General features: G+C 61.2%; 14 protein-coding genes and 1 riboswitch. Of the genes, 6 read left to right on the top strand and 8 right to left on the bottom strand.

Features of this window, described 5'->3' with window-relative positions; translation table 11 throughout:
• Nucleotides 1-185: 185 nt before the first annotated feature.
• Nucleotides 186-399: riboswitch (cobalamin riboswitch) on the top strand.
• 102 nt (nt 400-501) lie between these two features.
• From cobW to KW841_RS18275, 4 genes are all read left to right on the top strand, one after another.
• Nucleotides 502-1,572, top strand: coding sequence for a cobalamin biosynthesis protein CobW (cobW, locus tag KW841_RS18290; protein WP_218478826.1), 1,071 nt, complete (start codon nt 502-504; stop codon nt 1,570-1,572).
• A gap of 3 nt (nt 1,573-1,575) precedes the next feature.
• Nucleotides 1,576-5,346: a cobaltochelatase subunit CobN gene (gene cobN, locus KW841_RS18285; protein ID WP_218478824.1), complete on the top strand. Its 3,771-nt coding sequence runs from the start codon at nt 1,576-1,578 to the stop codon at nt 5,344-5,346.
• Nucleotides 5,347-5,506: 160 nt separating this feature from the next.
• A complete protein-coding gene (locus KW841_RS18280) occupies nt 5,507-6,505 on the top strand; it encodes an ATP-binding protein (protein WP_218478822.1) in 999 nt (332 codons plus the stop codon).
• Between the two features lie 119 nt (nt 6,506-6,624).
• Nucleotides 6,625-7,170, top strand: coding sequence for a VWA domain-containing protein (locus KW841_RS18275; protein ID WP_371319518.1), 546 nt, complete (start codon nt 6,625-6,627; stop codon nt 7,168-7,170).
• Nucleotides 7,171-7,227: 57 nt separating this feature from the next.
• On the opposite strand, the gene KW841_RS18270 is transcribed toward KW841_RS18275, so the two are convergent.
• Nucleotides 7,228-8,778: an MFS transporter gene (locus tag KW841_RS18270; RefSeq protein ID WP_218478820.1), complete on the bottom strand. Its 1,551-nt coding sequence runs from the start codon at nt 8,776-8,778 to the stop codon at nt 7,228-7,230.
• Between the two features lie 103 nt (nt 8,779-8,881).
• Between KW841_RS18270 and KW841_RS18265 the strand changes: the two genes are divergently transcribed.
• The gene (locus KW841_RS18265; RefSeq protein ID WP_218478817.1) at nt 8,882-9,748 is read left to right on the top strand and encodes a LysR family transcriptional regulator; all 867 of its coding nucleotides are present in this window, start codon (nt 8,882-8,884) and stop codon (nt 9,746-9,748) included.
• 128 nt (nt 9,749-9,876) lie between these two features.
• On the opposite strand, the gene KW841_RS18260 is transcribed toward KW841_RS18265, so the two are convergent.
• The 7 genes from KW841_RS18260 to wecB all read right to left on the bottom strand — a co-directional run bounded on the left by KW841_RS18260 (nt 9,877) and on the right by wecB (nt 19,800).
• On the bottom strand, nt 9,877-10,479 hold the full coding sequence (locus KW841_RS18260; RefSeq protein WP_218478815.1) for a hypothetical protein: 603 nt from the start codon (nt 10,477-10,479) through the stop codon (nt 9,877-9,879).
• Between the two features lie 186 nt (nt 10,480-10,665).
• A complete protein-coding gene (locus KW841_RS18255) occupies nt 10,666-11,268 on the bottom strand; it encodes a hypothetical protein (protein ID WP_218478813.1) in 603 nt (200 codons plus the stop codon).
• Between the two features lie 101 nt (nt 11,269-11,369).
• Nucleotides 11,370-12,452, bottom strand: coding sequence for a GGDEF domain-containing protein (locus KW841_RS18250; RefSeq protein ID WP_218478811.1), 1,083 nt, complete (start codon nt 12,450-12,452; stop codon nt 11,370-11,372).
• Nucleotides 12,436-13,314: a DUF4434 family protein gene (locus tag KW841_RS18245; protein ID WP_218478809.1), complete on the bottom strand. Its 879-nt coding sequence runs from the start codon at nt 13,312-13,314 to the stop codon at nt 12,436-12,438. The genes KW841_RS18250 and KW841_RS18245 overlap by 17 nt, the downstream gene beginning before the upstream one ends.
• On the bottom strand, nt 13,314-16,478 hold the full coding sequence (locus KW841_RS18240; protein ID WP_218478807.1) for a tetratricopeptide repeat protein: 3,165 nt from the start codon (nt 16,476-16,478) through the stop codon (nt 13,314-13,316). The genes KW841_RS18245 and KW841_RS18240 overlap by 1 nt, the downstream gene beginning before the upstream one ends.
• Nucleotides 16,475-18,649, bottom strand: a complete 2,175-nt coding sequence (gene nrfB, locus KW841_RS18235) for a cyclic di-3',5'-guanylate-activated glycosyltransferase NrfB (protein ID WP_218478805.1) — start codon at nt 18,647-18,649, stop codon at nt 16,475-16,477. Before nrfB ends, KW841_RS18240 begins: the two co-directional genes overlap by 4 nt.
• Nucleotides 18,646-19,800, bottom strand: a complete 1,155-nt coding sequence (gene wecB, locus KW841_RS18230; RefSeq protein WP_218478803.1) for a non-hydrolyzing UDP-N-acetylglucosamine 2-epimerase — start codon at nt 19,798-19,800, stop codon at nt 18,646-18,648. Before wecB ends, nrfB begins: the two co-directional genes overlap by 4 nt.
• A 500-nt stretch (nt 19,801-20,300) precedes the next feature.
• On the opposite strand from wecB, the gene KW841_RS18225 reads away from it, so the two are divergent.
• On the top strand, nt 20,301-21,149 hold the full coding sequence (locus KW841_RS18225; RefSeq protein WP_218478802.1) for a transporter substrate-binding domain-containing protein: 849 nt from the start codon (nt 20,301-20,303) through the stop codon (nt 21,147-21,149).
• The last annotated feature ends 5 nt before the right edge of the window (nt 21,150-21,154 follow it).

Here is a 21,154-nt window from a genome sequence, read left to right as displayed (position 1 = left end):
GTTCTCGTTTGAGGACTACACAAAACACTTGTGGCGAGGGGGCTTGCCCCCGCTGGGTTGCGAAGCGACCCCTGGCATTCTCCAGGGACACCCGACAGGCAGGTCTTGCGCCGGCTTCGCCGCCGAACGGGGGCGAGCCCCCTCGCCACAGGGATCGCAAGCATTGACCCGCCCCAATACCATGCGTAGCCTTGCGCTTTCGAGGTTCTTCGGCGTTTGTCGAAGCTAAGAAGGGAACGCGGTCAATGCCGCGGCTGCCCCCGCAACTGTGAACGGTGATGTTCGTTGCCACGCCACTGCAGGCTCAATCCATGAGGCCGGCGGGAAGGCGCAGCGAATGCCAGGCCCAAGGCCGGCACGCCGTCAGCCAGGAGACCTGCCTCGACACAGATTCTCACTTTCAACCGGGCGGGGTGATCCGGTGGCGAACTCTTCAGGCACGCGCATCTGCGTTGCCGGTCGTCGTCCTGTATGCCCGCCACATTAGCCATAGGGCATCCGATGAAAACACTGGCCAAACTTCCCGTCACCATCGTCACCGGTTTCCTCGGCTCGGGTAAAACCACGCTGCTGCGGCACATGCTCGACAACGCCCAGGGTCGCCGCATCGCAGTGATCGTCAACGAGTTTGGCGAGCTGGGCATCGACGGCGAAATCCTCAAGCAGTGCTCCATCGGTTGCACCGAAGAAGAAGCCAACGGCCGTGTGTATGAACTGGCCAACGGCTGCCTGTGCTGTACCGTCCAGGAAGAATTTTTCCCGGTGATGCGCGAACTGGTGGCTCGTCGTGGCGATCTTGACCACATCCTCATCGAAACGTCGGGCCTGGCCTTGCCAAAACCGCTGGTCCAGGCTTTCCAGTGGCCGGAAATCCGCAGTGCCTGCACCGTTGACGCGGTGATCACCGTGGTCGACAGCCCGGCCGTGGCCGCCGGCACCTTTGCCGCCTTCCCGGACCAGGTCGATGCCCAGCGCAAACTCGACCCGAACCTGGACCACGAATCGCCATTGCACGAGCTGTTTGCCGACCAGTTGGCCAGCGCCGACCTGGTGATTCTCAACAAATCCGACCTGATCGACCCGGCCGATCTGGCCCGCGTGCGCCTGGAAGTCGCCGAAGAGTTGCCGCCAGCGGTGAAAATCATCGAAGCCAGCAGCGGTCGCCTGCCGCTGGACGTGCTGATCGGCCTGGGTGCCGGCTCCGAAGAACACATCGACAGCCGTCACAGCCACCACGACCATCATCACGATGGCGACGACGATCATGATGATCACGATCACGACGCCTTCGATTCGATCTCCATCGAACTGCCACAAGCCGACGAAAGCCTGCTGATGGACGCGCTGACCCAACTGGTGGTCCAGCACGGCATCCTGCGGGTCAAAGGTTTCGCCGCCGTCCCGAACAAACCGATGCGCCTGCTGATCCAGGGCGTGGGCACGCGTTTCGACAAGCACTTCGACCGCCAGTGGGGTGCCGAAGAGGCGCGCATCACCCGTCTGGTGCTGATCGGCCAGGAACTGGACGCCGCCGTACTTGAAGCGCAACTGCGCGCTGCGCTCAGCGTGTAACCCATGCACCTGCTCAGGACCCAGCCCGGCGGTTTCGTGTCGGATGACAACATCGCCGACCTTGGACAAACCCCCGCCGAACTGGTGGTCCTGTGCAGCGGCGACTCCAGCCTGGCGCTGCTCGCCGAGGCGGCGCAGCAGTTGCCCGAGGATTACCCGAGCGTGCGCCTGGCCAACCCGATGCAGGTGCAGAATCATGCCTCGGTCGATTTGTACGTCGATGAGGTGCTGCGTCACGCCAGGGTGATCCTGATTTCGCTGCACGGCGGCATCGCCTATTGGCGTTACGGCATCGAGCGTCTGGTCGAGCTGTCCCAGCGCGGCGTGCAGGTGATTCTGGTGCCGGGCGACGACCGCCCGGACCCGGAGCTCAGTGACCTGAGCACCGTCGGTGCCGAGGACCGCGACCGGCTCTGGCAGTTTCTGCGTCAGGGCGGCATGGCCAACGCCCTGGATTTCTTCCGCTGCCTGGCCAACCGCTGGCTGGCCCGCGATTACACCTGGGGCGAGCCGCAAACCCTGCCGCGCACCGCCATCTACCATCCGCACAAACACTCCGCCGCACTGAGCGACTGGCAGGCCGACTGGCACGCCGATCAACCGGTGGCGGCGGTGCTGTTTTACCGCTCGCATTTGCAGGCGGCGAACACTGCATTCATCGATGTTTTTTGCCAACGCTTGCAGGCAGCGGGGTTGAATCCGTTTCCGATTGCGCTGGCCAGTCTGAAAGAGCCCGGCTGCCTGGGTGCAGTCGAGGACTGGCTGGATGAAGCCGGCGTCTCGGTGATCCTGAACACCACGGGTTTCGCCCAGTCCAGCCCGGAAGCGCCGCACCTGCGGCCGTTCCGGCGCAATATTGCGGTGATCCAGGCGATTTGCGCCCAGGACAACGAACCGGGTTGGCGCGCCAGTGAACAGGGGCTTGGCCCGCGCGATCTGGCGATGCACATTGCCTTGCCGGAGCTGGACGGGCGCATCATCAGCCGCCCGATCAGCTTCAAGGACCTGGCGTGGCGCAGTGAGCGCAGTCAGTCGGATGTGGTCTGCTACCGGCCGCAACCGGAGCGCATGGACTTCGTTGCCGAACTGGCGCGGCGCTGGGTCGAACTGGCGCGGGTGCCCAACGCCGAAAAACGCATCGCCTTGATTCTCGCCAATTACCCGACCCGCGACGGGCGCATCGGCAATGGCGTCGGTCTCGACACCCCGGCTGCCGCGCTGAATATCCTGCGGGCGCTGCATGCCGAAGGTTATCCGCTGCCGGCCGAATTGCCGGACAGCGGCACTGCGCTGATCCAGCAATTGCTGGGCGGCGTCAGCAACGATCTCGATACCCTCGACCAGCGTCCGTGCCGGCAAAGCCTGGGAATGGACGACTATCTGGCGATGTTCAATGCCCTGCCCGAAGCCAATCGCGCGGCGGTACTCGAACGTTGGGGCGCGCCGGAAAACGACCCGATGTGTCGCAACGGGCGAATGATGATCGCCGGCCTGCGCTTTGGCCTGACCTTTGTCGGCATTCAACCGGCGCGGGGTTATCAGGTCGACCCGAGCGCGGTGTATCACGACCCGGACCTGGTCCCGCCCCACGGTTACCTGGCGTTTTACTTCTGGTTGCGCCACACCTATGGCGCCCACGGCGTGATCCACGTCGGCAAGCACGGCAACCTTGAGTGGCTGCCAGGCAAGGGCGTGGGGCTGTCGGAAAACTGCTGGCCGGATGCGCTGCTCGGGCCGCTGCCGAACATCTATCCGTTCATCGTCAACGACCCGGGCGAGGGCGCCCAGGCCAAGCGGCGCACCCAGGCGGTGATCATCGATCACTTGATGCCACCGCTGACCCGCGCCGAAACCTATGGCCCGCTGCGCAACCTCGAACTGTTGGCCGACGAGTATTACGAAGCGCAGTTGCTCGACCCGCGCCGTGCACGCGAGTTGCAGCGTGACATTCTGCAACTGGTGCGCGACACCCACATCGACCGCGAGCTGCAGCTGGACGAACAACTCGACAGCGACGCCGATGCGGCGATCTGGTTGCCGCGTCTGGACACCTATCTGTGCGACTTGAAAGAGTCGCAGATCCGCGACGGCCTGCACGTCTTCGGCGAATCACCGACCGGACGCTTGCGCATCGACACCTTGCTGGCACTGCTGCGCATTCCACGGGGCGATGGCCGTGGCGCGCAGTCGAGTTTGTTGCGGGCACTGGCCAAGGCGTTCGAGCTGGGTTTCGATCCGCTGGATTGTGCGTTGGCCGAGACGTGGTCCGGAGCGCGGCCGGATGAATTGTCAGCGATCAGCGATGATCCCTGGCGCACCGCAGGCGACACCCGCGAACGCCTGGAGCTGTTCGCCGCTCAACTGATCTCGCAAAGTTTGCACACCGAACCGCTCCCACAGAAAGCGGGTTGGGCTGAAGTGAGTGCCATAATCGATGGCCTTCGCGATGTAGTTGCCCCGCGCCTGGACGCCTGCGGCCCAGCGGAAATGCGCGGTCTGCTCGATGCCCTCGGCGGTCGTTTCGTCCCGGCCGGTCCCAGCGGTGCGCCAAGTCGCGGTCGCCTGGACGTGCTGCCGACCGGGCGCAATTTCTACTCGGTGGACGTGCGCAACCTGCCGACCACCACCGCGTGGCGCATCGGCTTCCAGTCGGCCAACCTGATTCTTGAACGGCACCTGCAAGACCACGGCGATCACCTGCGCCAGATCGGTCTGTCGGTGTGGGGCACGGCGACCATGCGCACCGGTGGCGACGATATCGCCCAGGCCATGGCGTTGATGGGAGTGCGTCCGGTGTGGGCGACGGGCAGTCAGCGGGTCGACGACTTTGAAATCCTGCCGCTGAGTCTGCTCGACCGCCCGCGGGTGGACGTGACGTTGCGCGTGTCGGGTTTCTTCCGTGATGCCTTTGCCAACCTGATCCGCCTGTTCGATGCCGCGGTGCAAGCGGTGGCGGCGCTGGACGAACCGGACGATCTCAACCCGCTGGCCGCGAAGGTGCGTACCGAGCACGAAGCGCTGCTGCAGTCGGGCCTGGACGAAGACGCGGCGCGGCGTCAGGCCGGTTGGCGCATCTTTGGTGCCAAACCCGGCGCCTATGGCGCGGGCGTGCAGGGCGCCATCGACGGTCGTCTGTGGCAGAGCCGCGAAGATCTGGCCGAGGTGTATCTGAATTGGGGCGGCTACGCGTACGGCGGTTCCGATGAAGGCACCGCCGCCCGCGAGCAGTTCGCCCAGCGCCTGAGCCAGGTGCAAGCGGTGCTGCAAAACCAGGACAACCGCGAGCACGACCTGCTCGATTCCAATGACTATTACCAGTTCCAGGGCGGCATGCTCGCGGCTGTGGAAAGCCTCAGCGGCGAAGCGGCGGCCAGTTATCATGGCGATCACAGCCAGCCGGACCTGCCAAAAATCCGCACGCTCAAGGAAGAACTGAACCGGGTCATCCGCTCAAGGGCGGCCAATCCGAAGTGGATCGACGGGGTCAAACGCCACGGCTACAAAGGTGCGTTCGAAATGGCGGCGACGGTCGACAATTTGTTCGCCTTCGACGCCACGACGCAGTTGATCGACGATCACCAATACGCGCTGCTGGCCGACGCCTATTTGCTTGACCCGGCCACCCGGGATTTCGTTCGTAAGCACAATCCCCATGCGCTGCGGGACATGACCGAGCGCATGCTCGAAGCGCAGCAGCGGGGAATGTGGAAGGAACCGGGTGAATACCGCGAGGCGCTGGAAAACCTGTTGCTGGACATAGAAGAAGAGGGTTGACCCTATCCCCCTGTGGGAGCGAACCTGCTCGCGATAGCTATTTCTCATTCAACGACGATGTTGAATGTGACGGCCTCATCGCGAGCACGCTCGCTCCCACAGGGATATAAGGTGCAGAAATATTTGCAGATTGATCACCGACCATGACCGAGTACTGAAGATGACCGACATCCCCCATTTCCCGCTCTCCGCCGTGGTCGGCGCCGACGATTTGAAACTCGCGTTGTACCTGACCGCCATCGACCCGAAGATCGGCGGTGTGCTGATCGAAGGTCCGCGCGGCATGGCCAAGTCGACCCTGGCCCGTGGCCTGGCGGACCTGCTCGCCAGCGGCCAGTTCGTCACGTTGCCCTTGGGCGCGACCGAAGAACGGCTGGTCGGTACCCTCGACCTCGACGCTGCCTTGAGCGAAGGTCGCGCGCAATTTTCGCCCGGTGTGCTGGCCAAGGCTGACGGCGGCGTGCTCTACGTCGATGAAGTCAACCTGCTGCCGGATCACTTGGTTGATCTGCTATTGGACGTGGCGGCCAGCGGCACCAACCTGATCGAGCGCGACGGCATTTCCCATCGGCATTCGGCGAAGTTCGTACTGATCGGCACCATGAACCCGGAAGAGGGTGAATTGCGCCCGCAGCTGCTCGATCGTTTTGGCTTGAACGTTGCTCTGGGTGGCCATACCGCGCCAGCCGAGCGCGGGCAGATCATACGTCGGCGACTGGATTTCGACAGTGATCCGCAACGCTTTTGCGCCGAATGGGAGGGCCAGCAGCAGTCGCTGCGTGAGCGTTGCCAGAAAGCGCGCAGCACCTTGCCCAGCATTCCTCTGGACGACGAGGCACTGGCGCAGATCACCGAGCGTTGTTTTGCCGCCGGTGTCGATGGCATGCGCGCCGATCTGGTCTGGTTGCGTGCGGCGCGCGCGCATGCGGCGTGGCGTGGCGCTGCATCCATCGCCGTTGAGGATATCGATGCAGTTGCCGAATTCGCCTTGCGCCATCGTCGTCGCGAGCACACGCCACCTGCACCGCAGCAAAACCAGGCGCCCTCCGGCCACAATGCCAACCCGAACGAAGGCCAGGGCCAGTGGGGTGAAATGCCCGCGCAGGCGCTGCCGGTCGGGGCGAAACGAGAAGTGCCGAGCTGGCCAAAAAAGCCCTAGGCATTCGCCCTCGTTCCGACGCGGGGGCGAATGCCAGGCCCCGCGCCGGACGGCTGGACCACGGTAAGCAAGGCAAACGTCAGGCCGCACGAAGCGGCTCGATCAACTGGCCCGGTACGTTGCTCAATGGCCGTCCGCGTCAACGCCAGGACCTGCTGTTTCACCTGCGTACCCGGTCGCCCCATGAACTGTGGCTGGTAATCGTCGACGCTTCGGCTTCGACCCGACGCCATCAGGCATTGAGCGATGCCAAGGGCTTGCTGGCGCAGCTGTTCGACAACGCCTACCGCCAGCGTGCGCGCTTGGCGTTGCTGACGGCCAGCGGTGCACAACCGAAGTGGCAGATGCAAGGCTTGAAAGCGTCCAGCGGCTTGCGCCACTGGCTCGATGGCTTGGGCGCCGGTGGCGGCACGCCGTTGCTGGCGGCGCTGGGTGAAGCGGGGCGTTGGCTGGTTGCACGACAGAAGCGTTTTCCGGCGGAGCAGCAGCGGTTGCTGGTGGTGACTGATGGGCGCTTGAAGGATTGGTCGATGTTGCCGTCACTCGACTGCCCAAGCCTGTTGATCGACATTGAGCGTGGGCCGATTCGGCTTGGGCGCAGCAAGCAGTTGGCGGCTCAGCTGCAGTCTGAGTACCGGCATATAGATGAGCTGGTTCCGGAGTGAGTTGTGTGCTGGCTGTGCTGGCCTCTTCGCGGGCTTACCCGCGATGGGGCCAGTGCATCAAACGGCAATCGCAGGTTTGTTCACCTGAGTCGCCGGAATCGGACTGCGCATCAACATGCCGACCACCAGCGCTCCCAACAGCGCGGCCAAGCCCGCCACCCACAACAACAGGCTGAAACCACCCACGAACGCCATTCGAGCCAGCGGCTCGACCACCGACCTCGCGGCCTCCGGCACCAGGCTTAGCGCCGCCGCCATGTCACCGGCCACCACCCGGGAGGCCACGCCTTGGGTGTGTTCCAGCCATTGCCCGCCCTGTGCCGACAGGCTGTCGTGCAGCAACAGTTCGCTGTGCCCCGAGAGCAACGCCCCATACACACCGATCGCCAGCATCACCGCACTGAATCGCATGGTGGTGCTCATGCCCGATGCCATGCCGGTGCGCTCGCGCGGCACGCAAGCCATGATGTTTTTCTGCGTGTCGCCATTGAGCAACCCGGCGCCGGCCCCGGTCACGGCAATCGCCAGGGCGAAGGGCAGGTAAGCGCCACTGTTGACCGCCCAGGCACTGAGCAGGTTGCCGCAACCCACCAGCGTCAGCCCGATGGACATCATGCCGGCCGGTGTAACTCGACCGGCCAGGCGTGCCCCGATACGCGGGAAGATCAGCATGGTCACGGCAAACGGCAACATGCCCAACCCGGCAGAAATAGCGCTGAAACCCAAGCCGTTCTGCAAGTAGAACGGCAGCATGGTCATCATCACCTGAGCGCACGCGGCGTAGGCGAACATGCCAAGCAAGGCGCCGATGAAGCGTGGGTGCCTGAACAGTTGCAGGTCGATCATCGGCCGCTTTTGCAAGCGCTCGATCACCACGAACAGACCCAGCAACAACGCACCGCCAAGCTGACGTGCGTAGGTGGCAGGGTTGTTCCAGCCGATCCGGTTGGCTTCGATCAGTCCCCAGATCAGACACAGCAAACTGGCACTGAAGGCCAGGCTGCCCCAAGGGTCGAGACGCGCGGCCTGGGCATCGCGGGATTCCGGCACCGCGCGCCAGACCATGAGCATCAGGAACAAGCCCACCGGCAGGTTGAGGTAAAAAATCCAGCGCCAACCCACGAATTCGGTGATCAACCCACCGAGGGTCGGCGCGGCCGTCATGGCCACGCCCATGCAGCCACCCCAGAAGGCCCAGGCCTTGGCCCGTTCCACTTCATCGTGGAAGGTGTGACCGATCGAAGCGAGCGCCGAGGTCAACAGCAGCGCCGCACCAACGCCCTTGACCGCGCGGGCGATATCCAGAAACAGCGCGTTCGGCGCCGCGCCGCAACCCAGCGAAGCGAGAATGAAAATACCCAGCCCCCAGATCAGGGTCTTCTGCCGGCCAAAGCGGTCGGCCAGGCTGCCGGCGGGCAGCAGCAACGCGGCGAAGGCCAGCATGTAGGCGCTGACCACCCATTCGATATCGGCGAAATTGGCCCCCAGGTCACGGGCGATGCTGGGCAAGGTAACGGCGACGATATTGGTGTCGAGCACGATCAGCGAACACACGGCGCTGGCGGTGAGCAAGGTCAGGCGCGGGCTCACCTTGGGTTTGACGGACATGGCAGGGGGTCTCTACTGTGAGGTTGGGTGCAGCTTATCGCTGGCTGACCGCTCCTTTGTTAGGCCTGCATCGTCACTTCATTACCTTTGAGCTAACGCATCGATGGACATCCGTCACTTCCGCTATTTCATCGCCGTCGCCCGGCAGCGCAATTTCACCCGTGCCGCCGAGCAATTGGGGATCGCGCCACCGACCTTGACCCGGCAGATCCAGGACATGGAAGGCGAACTGGGCGCGCGGCTGTTTCTGCGCCAAGCGCGGGATGTCAGCCTGACCGAGGCGGGCGCGGCGCTGTTGATCGAGGCCGAGGCCACGGTGCGGCAATTCGAGTCGGCGCAGCGCAATGCCCAACGCGCCGGTCGCGGCGACATTGGCCACATCGAACTGGGTTACGTCGCGTCGGCGGTGTACTCCGGGCTGTTGCAAAAGCAGGTACAGGGCTTTGCCGGTGAATACCCGGATGTCAGCCTCAATGTGCGGGAAAGTCCCATGGCCAGCCTGTCGAACATGATTCTCGAGGGGCGCTTCGACCTGGGTTACATCCGCTGCCCGCTGGCCCTGCCCGAAGGCGTGGACGCGGTGCGCCTGAACGATGAGGGGTTTGTGTTGGCGCTGCCGGTCGACTCCTGGCTAAACCGGTTGCCGGTCATCAACTCGGCGCATTTACAAAACGAGAATTTCATCTTGCCCGAGCAAGTGGTCGGCACGTTGCAAGTCGCCGCTCAGGGGCATTTCGTGCCGAAATTGGGGGCGCAACCGGGTGGATTAGTGGCGGTAATTGCCTTGGTGTCCCTCGGCCAAGGGGTGGCTGTGGTGCCGGAATCGGTCGTCGGCCATGTCAGCTTGCCGAACGTGGCGTACCGGCAAATCAAGGACTGCAATGCATCGTCGTGGCTGGCGTTGATTCATCGGCGGTTTGAGAAATCGCCGGCGGTGGTTCGTTACATCGACCGGGTAAAAAAGGGCTGACAGAAAAAAGCTTCACGAGCAGGCTTGCCCCTTCAAAGAAATGCGTTTCAATGTAGAAGTCCGCTCACGAAGATGGATTTGGAATTTGCAAATGTGGCGAGGGTTTTACCCCTCGCCACATCCAACGCTTACGGGCGAATAATAAACGTCACATTTTCCGACCACTCAGAGGTTACGTTGTTTAAACTCTGATTAGCCGTCATGTGGAATACACTCGGCGCCAGTGGATGGGTTATTTGGATTCGCCATTCACCGTTCGCGCCTACCACGCCAGAACCGTAAACTACACTGCCGTATCCAGCGCGACACAGCTTGACTGTTGCGCCAGGATAACCACGGCCAAATACAACCGGTTTATCGGTCGTTTCCTGGGTTGGGGGAGTAATGATCGGTTTTGGGGGGCACATTACTTTATCGCCCGACCAGGCCCAGGAACTCCAGAAATCTCCATCATGGTAATCAACCCTGAAGTAGAATTTTGCACCAATAGAAATAAGGCGTTCGTTAACCCGATGACTGAACTTGACCCGGTAATCTGTAGTGATTTCCGAGAGCATCGTTGGGCCGATAAAAATCTGTGCTCTCCATTTCCTTCTATTGGGTTCGCGCTCTGCTTCGATCAAAAAACCCGGAGTAATAACATCTCCTGCTCGAGGGCTGGTTATCGTTGGGGGGAACCATAAAATCTCTTCGGGTGTTTTGTTATCGGCGATGTTGAATTCATTACCCATTTGTTTATTTCTCCATGACGGGGATGATCACCTTCCCCTGATGAAATCATTATTTTTGTGTTGAAAAAAAGCATCTCGCAATACTTGGCTGCTAAGGCTTTTTTGTGGGAGCGAGTTTGCTCGCGAAGACGGACTTGAAACTTGCAAATATGGCGAGGGGTTTACGCCCTCGCAATAAACAGCGTTTTACGGACGCACAACGAAGGTCACGGTGTCAGCCCAGTCAGAGACCATATCGTCAAGCGACTGGTTAGCCGTCATTGGAAAATCACCCACCCGCAGCGGTTCAGTCACTTGGACTCGCCATTCACCATTTGCGTCTACCACGCCAGAACCATGAACGACACCACCATACCCAGCCTCATACAGCTTGACTGTGGCGCCAGGATAACCGCGACCAAAGACCAATGGCTTGGTCGTGGAGGCTTGGGAAGGAGGATTGATACTCGGTTTTGCCAGACCCATTTTAATGAAGCCCGAATTTGCCGTTGAACTCCATTCTTTCGTCCGATAGTACTTAACTGTGAAAAAGAAAGATCGACCGGGTGCAACTAGATTGACGGGTGTTTGGTAGTACACATAAGGGGTAGTCCTCTCGGTGTACTCGTGTACCTTTTGCAACATGAAGTTAAAAATTTCAACTTTCCAATGCGTCGGTTTTGAGACGTGACCAGCCTGGATGATAAAGCCGGGCGCAACAGTGTGATCGCGAGGGGCGAGAATGGTTGGGGCACCCCAGTGAATTTCTTCCGATGCTGCATTCTCAGTTGTATTGATTTCGTTATCCATTTGTTTACTTCTCCATGATGGGGATCAGTTTTCGTCCCCTGGAGATATTTTTAACATCGCTGCGGAAAACCTACTCGCGGTTGTCTTTGTAGTCACCAAAGTTACAACTGTTGATGAAAGGTATATCGATCCTTCCCCGTATGTTTCGCCTCATATAACGCGTGATCGGCCTTGACCAGTGCCTGATTCAGCGTATCGCCATCCAGTACCCGGGCCACACCGATACTGATGGTCACCGGGTGTCGGGTCGGTTGTTCGCGAACCACTCGACACAACTCGTCAGCCAACGCCTCGACGTCTTCGCGGCGCACTCCTGCCAGGTAAATCGCAAACTCCTCGCCGCCCAGGCGTGCGTATTCGAAGTCGCTCATCACCACCTTGATGTCCGCCGCAATACGCTTGAGCACCTCGTCGCCAATGTCATGGCCATGGACGTCGTTGACCTTCTTGAAGTTGTCGATATCGACCATCGCCAGGTAGTGGTCGTTTTCCCGCGGCACTTTGTTCAAGTGCTGGTTGGCGCGGGTCATGAACGAGCGGCGATTGGGGATTTCGGTGAGGGTGTCGATGTAGGCCTGGTCCAGCAGCAGCTTGGACATGATGAAGTTGTAGAGCTTGGCCTTGCGCAGTGTCAGGAAGCTGTAGATGGTCAGGCCGCAGATAAATGCGGAGTAACTGATGGCCATCACCCCCCTCAGCTCCATGTGTCCGAGATCCGTGTTGTAGAACGGGTTGAGAAACGACCAGGTGACGATTTGCGCGGCAAAGAACGACCAGCGGCTCAGCGGCAATACCGAGGCCGTGAACAGGGTGGTCGAAGCCGCCAGCAACAGCCATCCGGGTTGGTGATCGTCGGGCAGGCCTTCGGTGAGCCGTCGCATGCCGAATGCCATGGCAAACACAAACAGCAGGTTCAGCGTCTGGAAATGCCGGGCATCGCGGATCAGCCGAAGGACGATGACGAAAGTCGCAAAGACGCCGATAAACACCAGCGAAAGCCAGGTGAATGGCTGTCCGCCGATGAAACTGAGGATCAGGTCGTAAGTAATCCAGATCGCAATGCTGGCGATGTAGATCAATACGCAAAAGGAGCGTAGCCGATCAAATTCATGCTGGAGGAACTCGGCTTTGAGCTTGGCCGGCGCTGACTTTTTCAGCACTTCGTCTTCAATGGTTTTGTACATCGCCGACCTTGCTGTTGTGCTGGTTGTCGAGAATCACCTTACCCCACGGCCGGTAGCGCAAGGAGAAAACCGACGTCGGGTGACAGCCCGGGGAGGTGGATTGGGGAGGCATGGGTTCGGCACGAAAAGGTTGCCCGGCAACGCTGACCTGGCGGAAGGCTTCCCTGACGATGCCGATGGAGCAGGGCAGTGCACTGGCATAGCCGTTGCGAACCACGACTGGCAAGCGTCCGGTGCCGGCTCCGTCCTGCCACCACACTTGAATCCCTGCGCTGGCCAATTCCCCAAGCCACTGGCCATTCACTTGTGGCGACAGTTTGCCGACGCTGAACACGCTGATGTGCAGCGGCGCGTCGAGCCTGCCGGCGAAATCCTTGAGCTGGCGTTGCAGGATTTGCCGGCGATCAAGCGGCAGAAAGTGCAGGTCATCCAGTTCCATGGGCAGATACCAGCCGCTGACCGGCAGTTTCCAGTCCTCGCGCAGCGTTTGCTGCCGGGCCAGCGACTGCCCCAATTGCGCCTGCCAGTAGGTTGCCAGTCCGGCGCTGTCCAGCTCATCGATGCGTTGGTAATAGGCCGGGTCCATGTGCAGGCCCATCACCAGTTTCAAACCTTGCGCCCGGGCCAGTTTCAGGCTGGAGGCGAGCCAGCCGTTGGCGCCGCCGAAGTCCGAATCGCCATAGGCCGTCCATTGCACGATCACCGTATGCACGCCTTGGTGGGCGGTGTCCTGCCAGATTCGCTGCCATTGCGCCTGGCTCAGGCTGGCATCGACGTTGAGCGGCTGGTAGAAAATCCGCTCGTCGGCATGGGTCGCCGTGGCGCCCAACAACAGGCACAAAGCCAAAAGAAGTCGCGTCATCAGAAATTCAACTCCACGCCAACCAGCACGCCGTTGCCGCCGTCATACAGATTGCCACCCAACGCTTGTTGATACTCGGTGCGCACCGTCAGGTGCGCGCGATAGGCGTTGTAAATGTCATCGTTGAACCACCACTGCCAACGCAGGCCCAGACCGGTGCGCAGATCCTGGCGCCAGTCGTTGCTCGGGTCCTGGCTGGCAAATTCAAGGAAACCGTATGGCATGATGGTTTGCGCGCCGTTGAACGGCAGCTTCCAGGTGTGACCTTGCTGGAAGCGCGACAGCCATTGATGGTCGCCGGCCTTGGTCCACCACGCCGCGTCGAGGTAGAGGAAGCGCTCCTCCCAATCGCTTTCATCGACCCGCCAATCGTTGCGGAACCGACCCTGATCAAGGAACGACGCCGTTGACCGCAGCAGATAGTCGGTGGTGGTGTGGCCATCATCGCGGTGATCCTCGGCCTGATCGGATACCTTGTCGGGGACCAGCATTTGGCCGAGGCTCAGGCCATGGTTGTCCTGGTCATCGAACTGGCTTTGTTTGTAGATCTCGCCATAGAAGTTGATGTTGGCGGTGCCCCAGGGTTTGTAGCGCAGGCCGACGCCGGTACCCAGGGATTCGGCGTAGCTCGACCGGCCCACGCCGCCAAGCAACACACGGCCATAGACCGACAGCGTGCTGCCGGCGCGGCTGGGTTCATCGCCCAATGCGTGGTCCCACATGGCCAGTTGCACATTCTGCGAGCTGGAGCGTCGCTGCGTGCCGGTGCTCTGGTCAGGGCGCACGAAGTCGTTGGTCGATATCCCGGCCGGTGACCAGGTACTGGCGATGGTGAATGAGTCGCGACGGGACAGGCTTTCGTGAGCGCGACGCTGGCGATAGCGCCGTGCCTCCATGCTACCTTCCTCGTCATCGGCGGCCACCGGGTTCTGCTCCAGGTCGATCACGCGTTCCAGTTCCTTGCGCGCCGAGGCGCTGTCCTCGACCTCGTCGTAACGCCAGGCCAGTGTTTCGCCGAGGCGATAGTCTTCCGGGAAGTCCTGGGTGGCGCGTTGCAGATACGGGATGGAGCTGGCGCGTTCTGCCTTGGTCTCGGCACCGGCCAGGCGCACGCCGTAGTCGGCACGATAACGGGGATTGCTCGGGTCGCGGCGCACCGCTTCGGCAAGCCATTCCTTACTTTGCTGCAGGTCGCCAGCCTTTTGCGCCGTGACCGACGCCGCATAGTAATGCTCGGCATCCGGTACCAATTGCAAGGCGGAACGCTGGCGTTGCAGCGCGAGCGCGTGATCGCCCCGGGCATCGGCAATCGCCGCGCCCAACGTCCACTCATTGGCGCCACGGGTGCGGCTTAATTGCCAGTAGCGTTCGGCCGTTTGCGTGTCGCCGATATTCAGGGCGCCACGGCTGGCAGTGAGGCGGGCATTGTCGCTGAGTTCGGCGTCCGCAATGCTGCGCCAGATGGCCAGGGCACCCGCCGAGTCTCCGGAGGCTTCCAGGGCGTAGGCGAGTGGCAGGCGGGTGTTCTGGTCACCCATTTTTTCGGCGGTCTGGTAGTACACCACCGCTTCGCCAGGACGCTCGGGCATTGCACAGCGACCGAGGGCGCGGTAGTCGCCTGCGGCTTGCGGGTTATCGCCAATCGCCTGTTGAACCGCGCCGCACTGGCCGTTTTCCGCCAGTTGCGCCAGCAGCTGCCCGCGAGTGGCGGGGTCGACGCGGTTGAGCAACGTAACGATGCGTTGCTGTTGTGCCGCGGTCGGTGTCGATGCGGCATACAACCCCGCCAACCGTTGCAGCAGGGGCGTCGGCAGCTTGCCGCCGTGGCGGTCGAAGGCGCTCTCGAGCAACCGTTGCGCATGTTCCCGCTGGCCGGCTTTGAGCGCCAGGTAGGTCGCCTGATTGAGTGAATTGAGGTTGCCTGTCTGCTGGTAATGCCGCTCCCAGAATGCCGCCGCTTCGGTATCGTGATCCGATGCCTGGAACAGTTCAGCGCGACGTTTGACCACGTCGGCGGTCTGCGGCTGGCTGGCGAGGTAGGCCATGACTTTGTCGCTGCGGCCTTCATCCTGCCAGACGTCGAGCAGCTGTTCGCGGCGTTGCGTGTCCCAGGGCTCCGGCAGACGGGTCGCTTGTAGCAGGTCGGTGGCTTGCAGGCGCTGGGCGAGGACCAGCCAGGCTTGCGGATTTTCTTCGGGCTGGCAAGCTTTCAACTGGGTCAGCGCCGCTTGCGGATCACGACGCGACAGCCAGTCGGCGGTCTCCAGGCACGGCCGCTGCAACTCACCACTCAAGCGTTGCACCGTGGCGCTGTCACCGGTTTGCCGCGCCAGCTCCCACAGGCGCTGGCGTTGCGCCGGATCGGCCAGATCGGCGGGCGGCAGCGTTTGCATCCAGCGTTGCGCCTGCTGGACGTGACCCATGGCAATCGCCCGGTCGACCATGGCCAGTCGAGTCTTGCGCGCAGCTTCCGGGCTGGGTGCTGTTTGCAGTAGTTGCTGCAAGGGTTGCTCGTCGAGGCGTTGCACGTAGGCGTTGGCCAGGCGTTGCCAGCTTTGGGCATCGAGTTGCTGGTTCGCGGCCAGGGGCGCGAGTTCCTTGATGGTGCCATCCCAATCGCGCAATTGCTCGGACCAGTTGGCCCGGGCCTGTTGCAGCGCTCGTTCATCCCCCTTGGGTGGCAGTTGGGCCAGCCAGTCATGGGCCGAGGCAGCGCCACCGCGCTTGGCCAGGCTTGCGCTGTAGGCCTGCCACAGGCGCACACGATGCTCCGGATTGCTGGAGGCTATCCATTGCTCCACCTGTTTTCTATCCGGCGGATCCTGTTCGATCCAGGCCAGTCGCAGGTTGAGCAGGGTGTCGCTGTTGGCCGGGGTATCCTGCAGCGCTTGCACGGCGTCTTCGTAGCGTTGCTGTTTGACCAGCGACTGCACCAGCAGCGCCCGTGCCTCATCGTTTCCTGGCACTTTGCTCAGCAGATGGCGCATCAGCCGTTCGACTTCCTTCCAGTTGCCGGCTTTCGCTTCGCGGTAACTGCGGTCCATATAGGGGTAACTGCGGAACTGATCGAAATCGGTCAAGGGTTCGGCTTGGACCCACGCCGTCGTATTCAGGCAGAGCAACAGGCTACCGGCGATCAAGGTCTGACGATGGACAGGCTTCATGCAGCCTCCCGGGCAATGCAGTAGGCAGCGTGCTGCTCGCTCGCCTGATCGACCAAGGCCTGTTCGAGAATTTCCTGTGTGATCATGCCGCGTTCAATCAAGTGTTCACCTAAAGACATTTTTTCCGCATCGAAATCGATCAGCGCCTGATTGAACAGGGTGGGCGGCACCATGCCGCGTACTTGCAACAGGTTGCCCAGCAACACCTGGTGATGGCTGACGCGCTCGATCAGGTCTTCGTCGTCCTGATTTTTTTCGAGCACCTCAAGCATCTGATGCACTTCTTCGCTTTGACGAGGGCTGGCGTACCAGTAGCGGATCCCCAGCGTCACCCGACCTTGTGGTGCAAGGCGGCAACGCACCGGGCGCTTCAGTTGACGGCTGATGGCTCCCAGGGACACCTGGCTCACCGGACCTTCGGAGGCCAGCACCAGGGTTTCGTTCTCCTCGGCGACCGGCAGCACGCCGTAGTGTGTGGCGATTTTTCGCGGCACGGCCTCGATCAGGTGCTTGTCGAGCTTGAACGGGTTGAGCGGCGCCCATTCCAGGTCCAGTTGTTCGGCCAGGGCCTGCACCAGTTGCGTGGTGTCGATGTGCCCGCGCAGCAGCAATTCCTGACCCAGGCGTCGACGCACAGGGTTGGTGATCGCGGCTTCCAGTTGATCCTCGGTCAGCAATCCTTTTTCCACCAGACGATGGCCCAGCGGGGTGCGCTGGGCTTCGGCCAGGGCCGGAAACTCATGAGTGGTCTTGTCCCAGGCGACGCGACGGGAATCGCCCATTTCCATTACCTGGCGCAACGCCCGAAGGTTGGCGAAGAAGTTGACGAAATTGCTCCACACCATCCGGGGGGCCGACAGCAGCCCTTCGCCCAGCCCGTAGAAACGGGTTACAAACCAACCACGCTGGAATAGCCGATTGAGCAGCATGAGGCCATTGAGCCACAGCAGGCTCGCCAACAAGGCGCTGTCAGAGAGGATCGACGGGAACCGCCAGGCATCCGGCGCAATCACGGTGACCAGCCACATCGCCAGCAACACCACCAGCAGTATGTTCACCAGGAAGCTCAACAGGTACGCAATCAGGCCACGGCGGTCGCGCCACAGAAAATAATTGAGCAGGCCTTTGCGGCTCCAGCCCAGATTCTTGGTGCCCTGGAACACAATGCCGACGATCCAGCGCGACTTCTGCCGGATCGCGTATTGCAAGTCCCGGGGAAAGTGCTCGCGCACGCAGATCACCTGGGAAAACGCGCGGTCCATGCCGAACACCCAGGGTTGTTCCAGTGCCAGTTTCGGGTCGGTCACCGAATAGCGGGCAAAGATGCACTTCATGCCTTTTTGCTTGAGGCGAAAACCGATGTCGTAGTCTTCGGTCAGGCTCTGTACATCGAAGGCGATACCGTCACCATCCTCGAGCAGGGCGCTGATGGCCTTACGGCTGAAACAGGTGCCGACCCCGGCGCTGGGCACTTGCCCGGTCAGTGCTTCACGCACGATGACGTCCTTGCCATGGTTCTCGGCGAACTCGTCGACGTAGTGCCCGGCAGTGAAGCCATTCCACTCCGGCGCGTAGGGATAGACTGGAATCTGGATCAGGTCCTTGGCCGGCAGCAGGTAGTTGAACAGGCGCAACTCCATGGGCGAAATCACGTCCTCGGCATCGTGCAGGATGAAACCGGCGAACTGGATTTTTGCATCGTTCTCAAAACGCAGGATGGCGTCGATCACGTTGTTCAGGCAGTCGGCCTTGCTGGTCGGGCCGGGGCGGGCGCACACCACTTTATGCACGTTGGGATAATGCCGGCACACTGCATCGACGTCGGCCTGGGTCTCGGCGTCGTTAGGGTAGGTACCGACGAAAATCTGATAGTTCTCGTAATCGATAGTCGAGGCGGCCAGGCGTGCCATTTCGCCGACCACACCGACTTCGTTCCACGCCGGTACCATGATCGCCAGAGGTTTTTCGCCGATGCTGTACAGCCGTTCTTCATCGGCGCGCCTGAATTTTTCATAGATCCGCCAGCGTCGGATCAGCTTGCGGGTCCAGTACACCAGATCGATGAACAGGTCATCGAGCCCGAGTATGAACATCAGCAAGGCCAGGGTAATGGCGAGGTATTTGAGTCCGAACAACACATAGGCAAAGAAGTCGACAAACGCCAGGCTCATACGGCTTTACCCGCCACCGCACGGTGTTTCAGCCAGATGCCAAGGCGATTGGCGATGCGCTCGCTGGCGTGTCCGTCGCCATACGGGCTATGGACTCGGCTCATGCGCTGGAAGGTGGCGTCATCATCGAACAACAGGCTTGACTCCTTGACGATACGGTCGGTATCGGTGCCCACCAGCACCACTGTTCCGCCTTCAAGCGCCAGTGGCCGCTCCGTGACATCACGCAGTACCAGCAGCGGTTTGCCAATGGCGGGGGCTTCCTCCTGGATGCCACCGGAATCGGTGAGAATGAAATACGCGCGGTCCATCAACCAGACGAAATGCTGGTAATCCTGCGGCGCCACCAGATAGATATTGGGTTTGTCCGAGAGAACGCTGTAGACCGCTTTTTGCACCTGTGGATTGAGGTGCACCGGATAGACGAATTGCACATCGGGATAACGTTCGGCGAGGGTGGCCAGGGCCAGGCAGATGTTGCGAAAGCCGCCGCCGAAGTTTTCCCGGCGGTGCCCGGTGATCAGCACCATGCGCCTGGTGTCGTCGAGTACGGCCAGTGGCGAGTCGGCGGTCGGGTGCCAGTGGACTTGCTGTTGGTGATTGCGCATCCATACCAGCGCGTCAATCACCGTATTACCGGTGACCTCGATGTTGGCCTTGGGCACACCTTCGCGCATCAGGTTGTCTGCGTTATTGGTGGTCGGCGCGAAATGCAGGTCGGCGATGACACCGGTCAGATGGCGGTTCGCTTCCTCCGGCCAAGGGGCGCGCAAGTTGCCGGTGCGCAAGCCTGCCTCGACGTGACCGATGGGTATCTGGCGATTGAAGGCGGCGAGGGCGGCAATGAAACTGGTGGTGGTATCGCCGTGCACCAGTACGATATCCGGCTGCACTCGCTCGTAGGCTCGGTCGAGATGCCCCAGCAGTTGTTCGGAGAGTCCGTTGAGGGTCTGGCCCTGGGTCATTACCTGCAAGTCTTCGTCGACCGCCAATTCGAACGAGTCGAGCACTTGCTTGAGCATTTCCCGGTGTTGGCCGGTGGAGCAGATGTTCAGTTCGATTCCGGGCCAGTTACGCAGGACCCGCGCCAGTGGAGCCATCTTGATGGCCTCCGGACGCGTACCGAATACCATCATGACCTTAAAAGACATTAACCCTCCTGGAGCATCGAAGGCTGGCGCGCAGGGTCGCCAGCAGCAGTTCATTCCATCTTGAACTTGAATAAAAGCAGTCGGATCCGGGGTTGTCCAATCCGGTTCCTGGCTGTCTGGATGCCGATCGCCCGCGCGGTGGTGATCGTCGGTAAAGGCAATAGGATGGCCATTTGCCAAAAAAATTCCCTGTCAAATAGCACAGGGGGGGACTGGAAGTGAATCCTTTAATCAAAAGCAGTCAGGAAATGGGGTAACTGCCGCGACTGTGCACAGGATTGGGGCCCGGGTACCCGTTCCTTGTAGCCAACGGTAGCGCTCGCTATCGAGGCGATGGGTAACGTCTTGAGCTCGACGAATTGCCATCTTGTTGATTGCGCTGATTTTTCAAATGCACTGGGAAACGCTCCACTTCCTGTGGCACACTTTCTGCTGTCTATTCCGTTGTTACATACCTTGTTCCGGTATAGCGGAATATACATCACCCTGGAGTGCTTGCCATGCATCGCCGACCATCCTTGTTCAAAACGTGTGTTTTTCTCTTCGCAGCTTCAGCCGCTGCCATGGGCGTGGCCCAGGCGGCGGACAGCAAGCTCGATAGCGTTCTGGCCCGCGGCAAACTGATTGTGGGCACCGGCAGCACGAATGCGCCGTGGCACTTCCAGGGCGCGGATGGCAAGTTGCAGGGGTTCGATATCGATATCGGGCACATGATCGCCAAGGGGTTGTTCAACGACCCGACCAAGGTTGAATACGTGGTGCAGTCGTCCGATGCGCGGATTCCGAACCTGCTGACCGACAAGGTCGACATCAGTTGCCAGTTCATCACCGTGACCGCCAGCCGCGCCCAGCAAGTGGCGTTTACCCTGCCGTATTACCGCGAAGGTGTCGGCCTGCTGCTGCCGGCGAACAGCAAGTACAAGGAAATCGACGACATGCAGGCCGCCGGTGATGGCATCACCGTGGCGGTGCTGCAAAACGTCTACGCCGAGGAGCTGGTGCACCAGGCGCTGCCCAAGGCCAAGGTCGACCAGTACGACAGCGTGGACCTGATGTACCAGGCCGTGAACTCCGGTCGGGCCGACGCCGCGGCCACCGACCAGTCTTCGGTGAAGTACCTGATGGTGCAGAACCCTGGCCGTTATCGCAGCCCGGCCTACGCCTGGAGCCCGCAGACCTATGCGTGCGCGGTCAAGCGCGGCGACCAGGACTGGCTGAATTTCGTCAACACCACCCTGCATGAAGCCATGACCGGTGTTGAATTCCCGGCTTACGCGGCGTCGTTCAAGCAGTGGTTCGGTGTCGATCTGCCTTCGCCAAAGATCGGTTTCCCCGTCGAATTTCAATGATCCCG

The sequence above is a fragment of the Pseudomonas sp. PDM28 genome (assembly GCF_019219115.1).
Classification (GTDB): domain Bacteria; phylum Pseudomonadota; class Gammaproteobacteria; order Pseudomonadales; family Pseudomonadaceae; genus Aquipseudomonas; species Aquipseudomonas laurylsulfatiphila.
The sequence above is the reverse complement of the archived record's forward strand: the minus strand, read 5'-3'. Positions and strand labels throughout refer to the sequence as shown.

Bases quoted from the DNA above. Each gene is read 5' to 3' on its own strand.
- cobW (WP_218478826.1), top strand. From the start codon at position 502: ATGAAAACACTGGCCAAACTTCCCGTCACCATCGTCACCGGTTTCCTC.
- cobN (WP_218478824.1), top strand. From the start codon at position 1,576: ATGCACCTGCTCAGGACCCAGCCCGGCGGTTTCGTGTCGGATGACAAC.
- KW841_RS18280 (WP_218478822.1), top strand. From the start codon at position 5,507: ATGACCGACATCCCCCATTTCCCGCTCTCCGCCGTGGTCGGCGCCGAC.
- KW841_RS18270 (WP_218478820.1), bottom strand. From the start codon at position 8,778: ATGTCCGTCAAACCCAAGGTGAGCCCGCGCCTGACCTTGCTCACCGCC.
- KW841_RS18265 (WP_218478817.1), top strand. From the start codon at position 8,882: ATGGACATCCGTCACTTCCGCTATTTCATCGCCGTCGCCCGGCAGCGC.
- KW841_RS18260 (WP_218478815.1), bottom strand. From the start codon at position 10,479: ATGGGTAATGAATTCAACATCGCCGATAACAAAACACCCGAAGAGATT.
- KW841_RS18255 (WP_218478813.1), bottom strand. From the start codon at position 11,268: ATGGATAACGAAATCAATACAACTGAGAATGCAGCATCGGAAGAAATT.
- KW841_RS18250 (WP_218478811.1), bottom strand. From the start codon at position 12,452: ATGTACAAAACCATTGAAGACGAAGTGCTGAAAAAGTCAGCGCCGGCC.
- KW841_RS18245 (WP_218478809.1), bottom strand. From the start codon at position 13,314: ATGACGCGACTTCTTTTGGCTTTGTGCCTGTTGTTGGGCGCCACGGCG.
- KW841_RS18240 (WP_218478807.1), bottom strand. From the start codon at position 16,478: ATGAAGCCTGTCCATCGTCAGACCTTGATCGCCGGTAGCCTGTTGCTC.
- nrfB (WP_218478805.1), bottom strand. From the start codon at position 18,649: ATGAGCCTGGCGTTTGTCGACTTCTTTGCCTATGTGTTGTTCGGACTC.
- wecB (WP_218478803.1), bottom strand. From the start codon at position 19,800: ATGTCTTTTAAGGTCATGATGGTATTCGGTACGCGTCCGGAGGCCATC.
- KW841_RS18225 (WP_218478802.1), top strand. From the start codon at position 20,301: ATGCATCGCCGACCATCCTTGTTCAAAACGTGTGTTTTTCTCTTCGCA.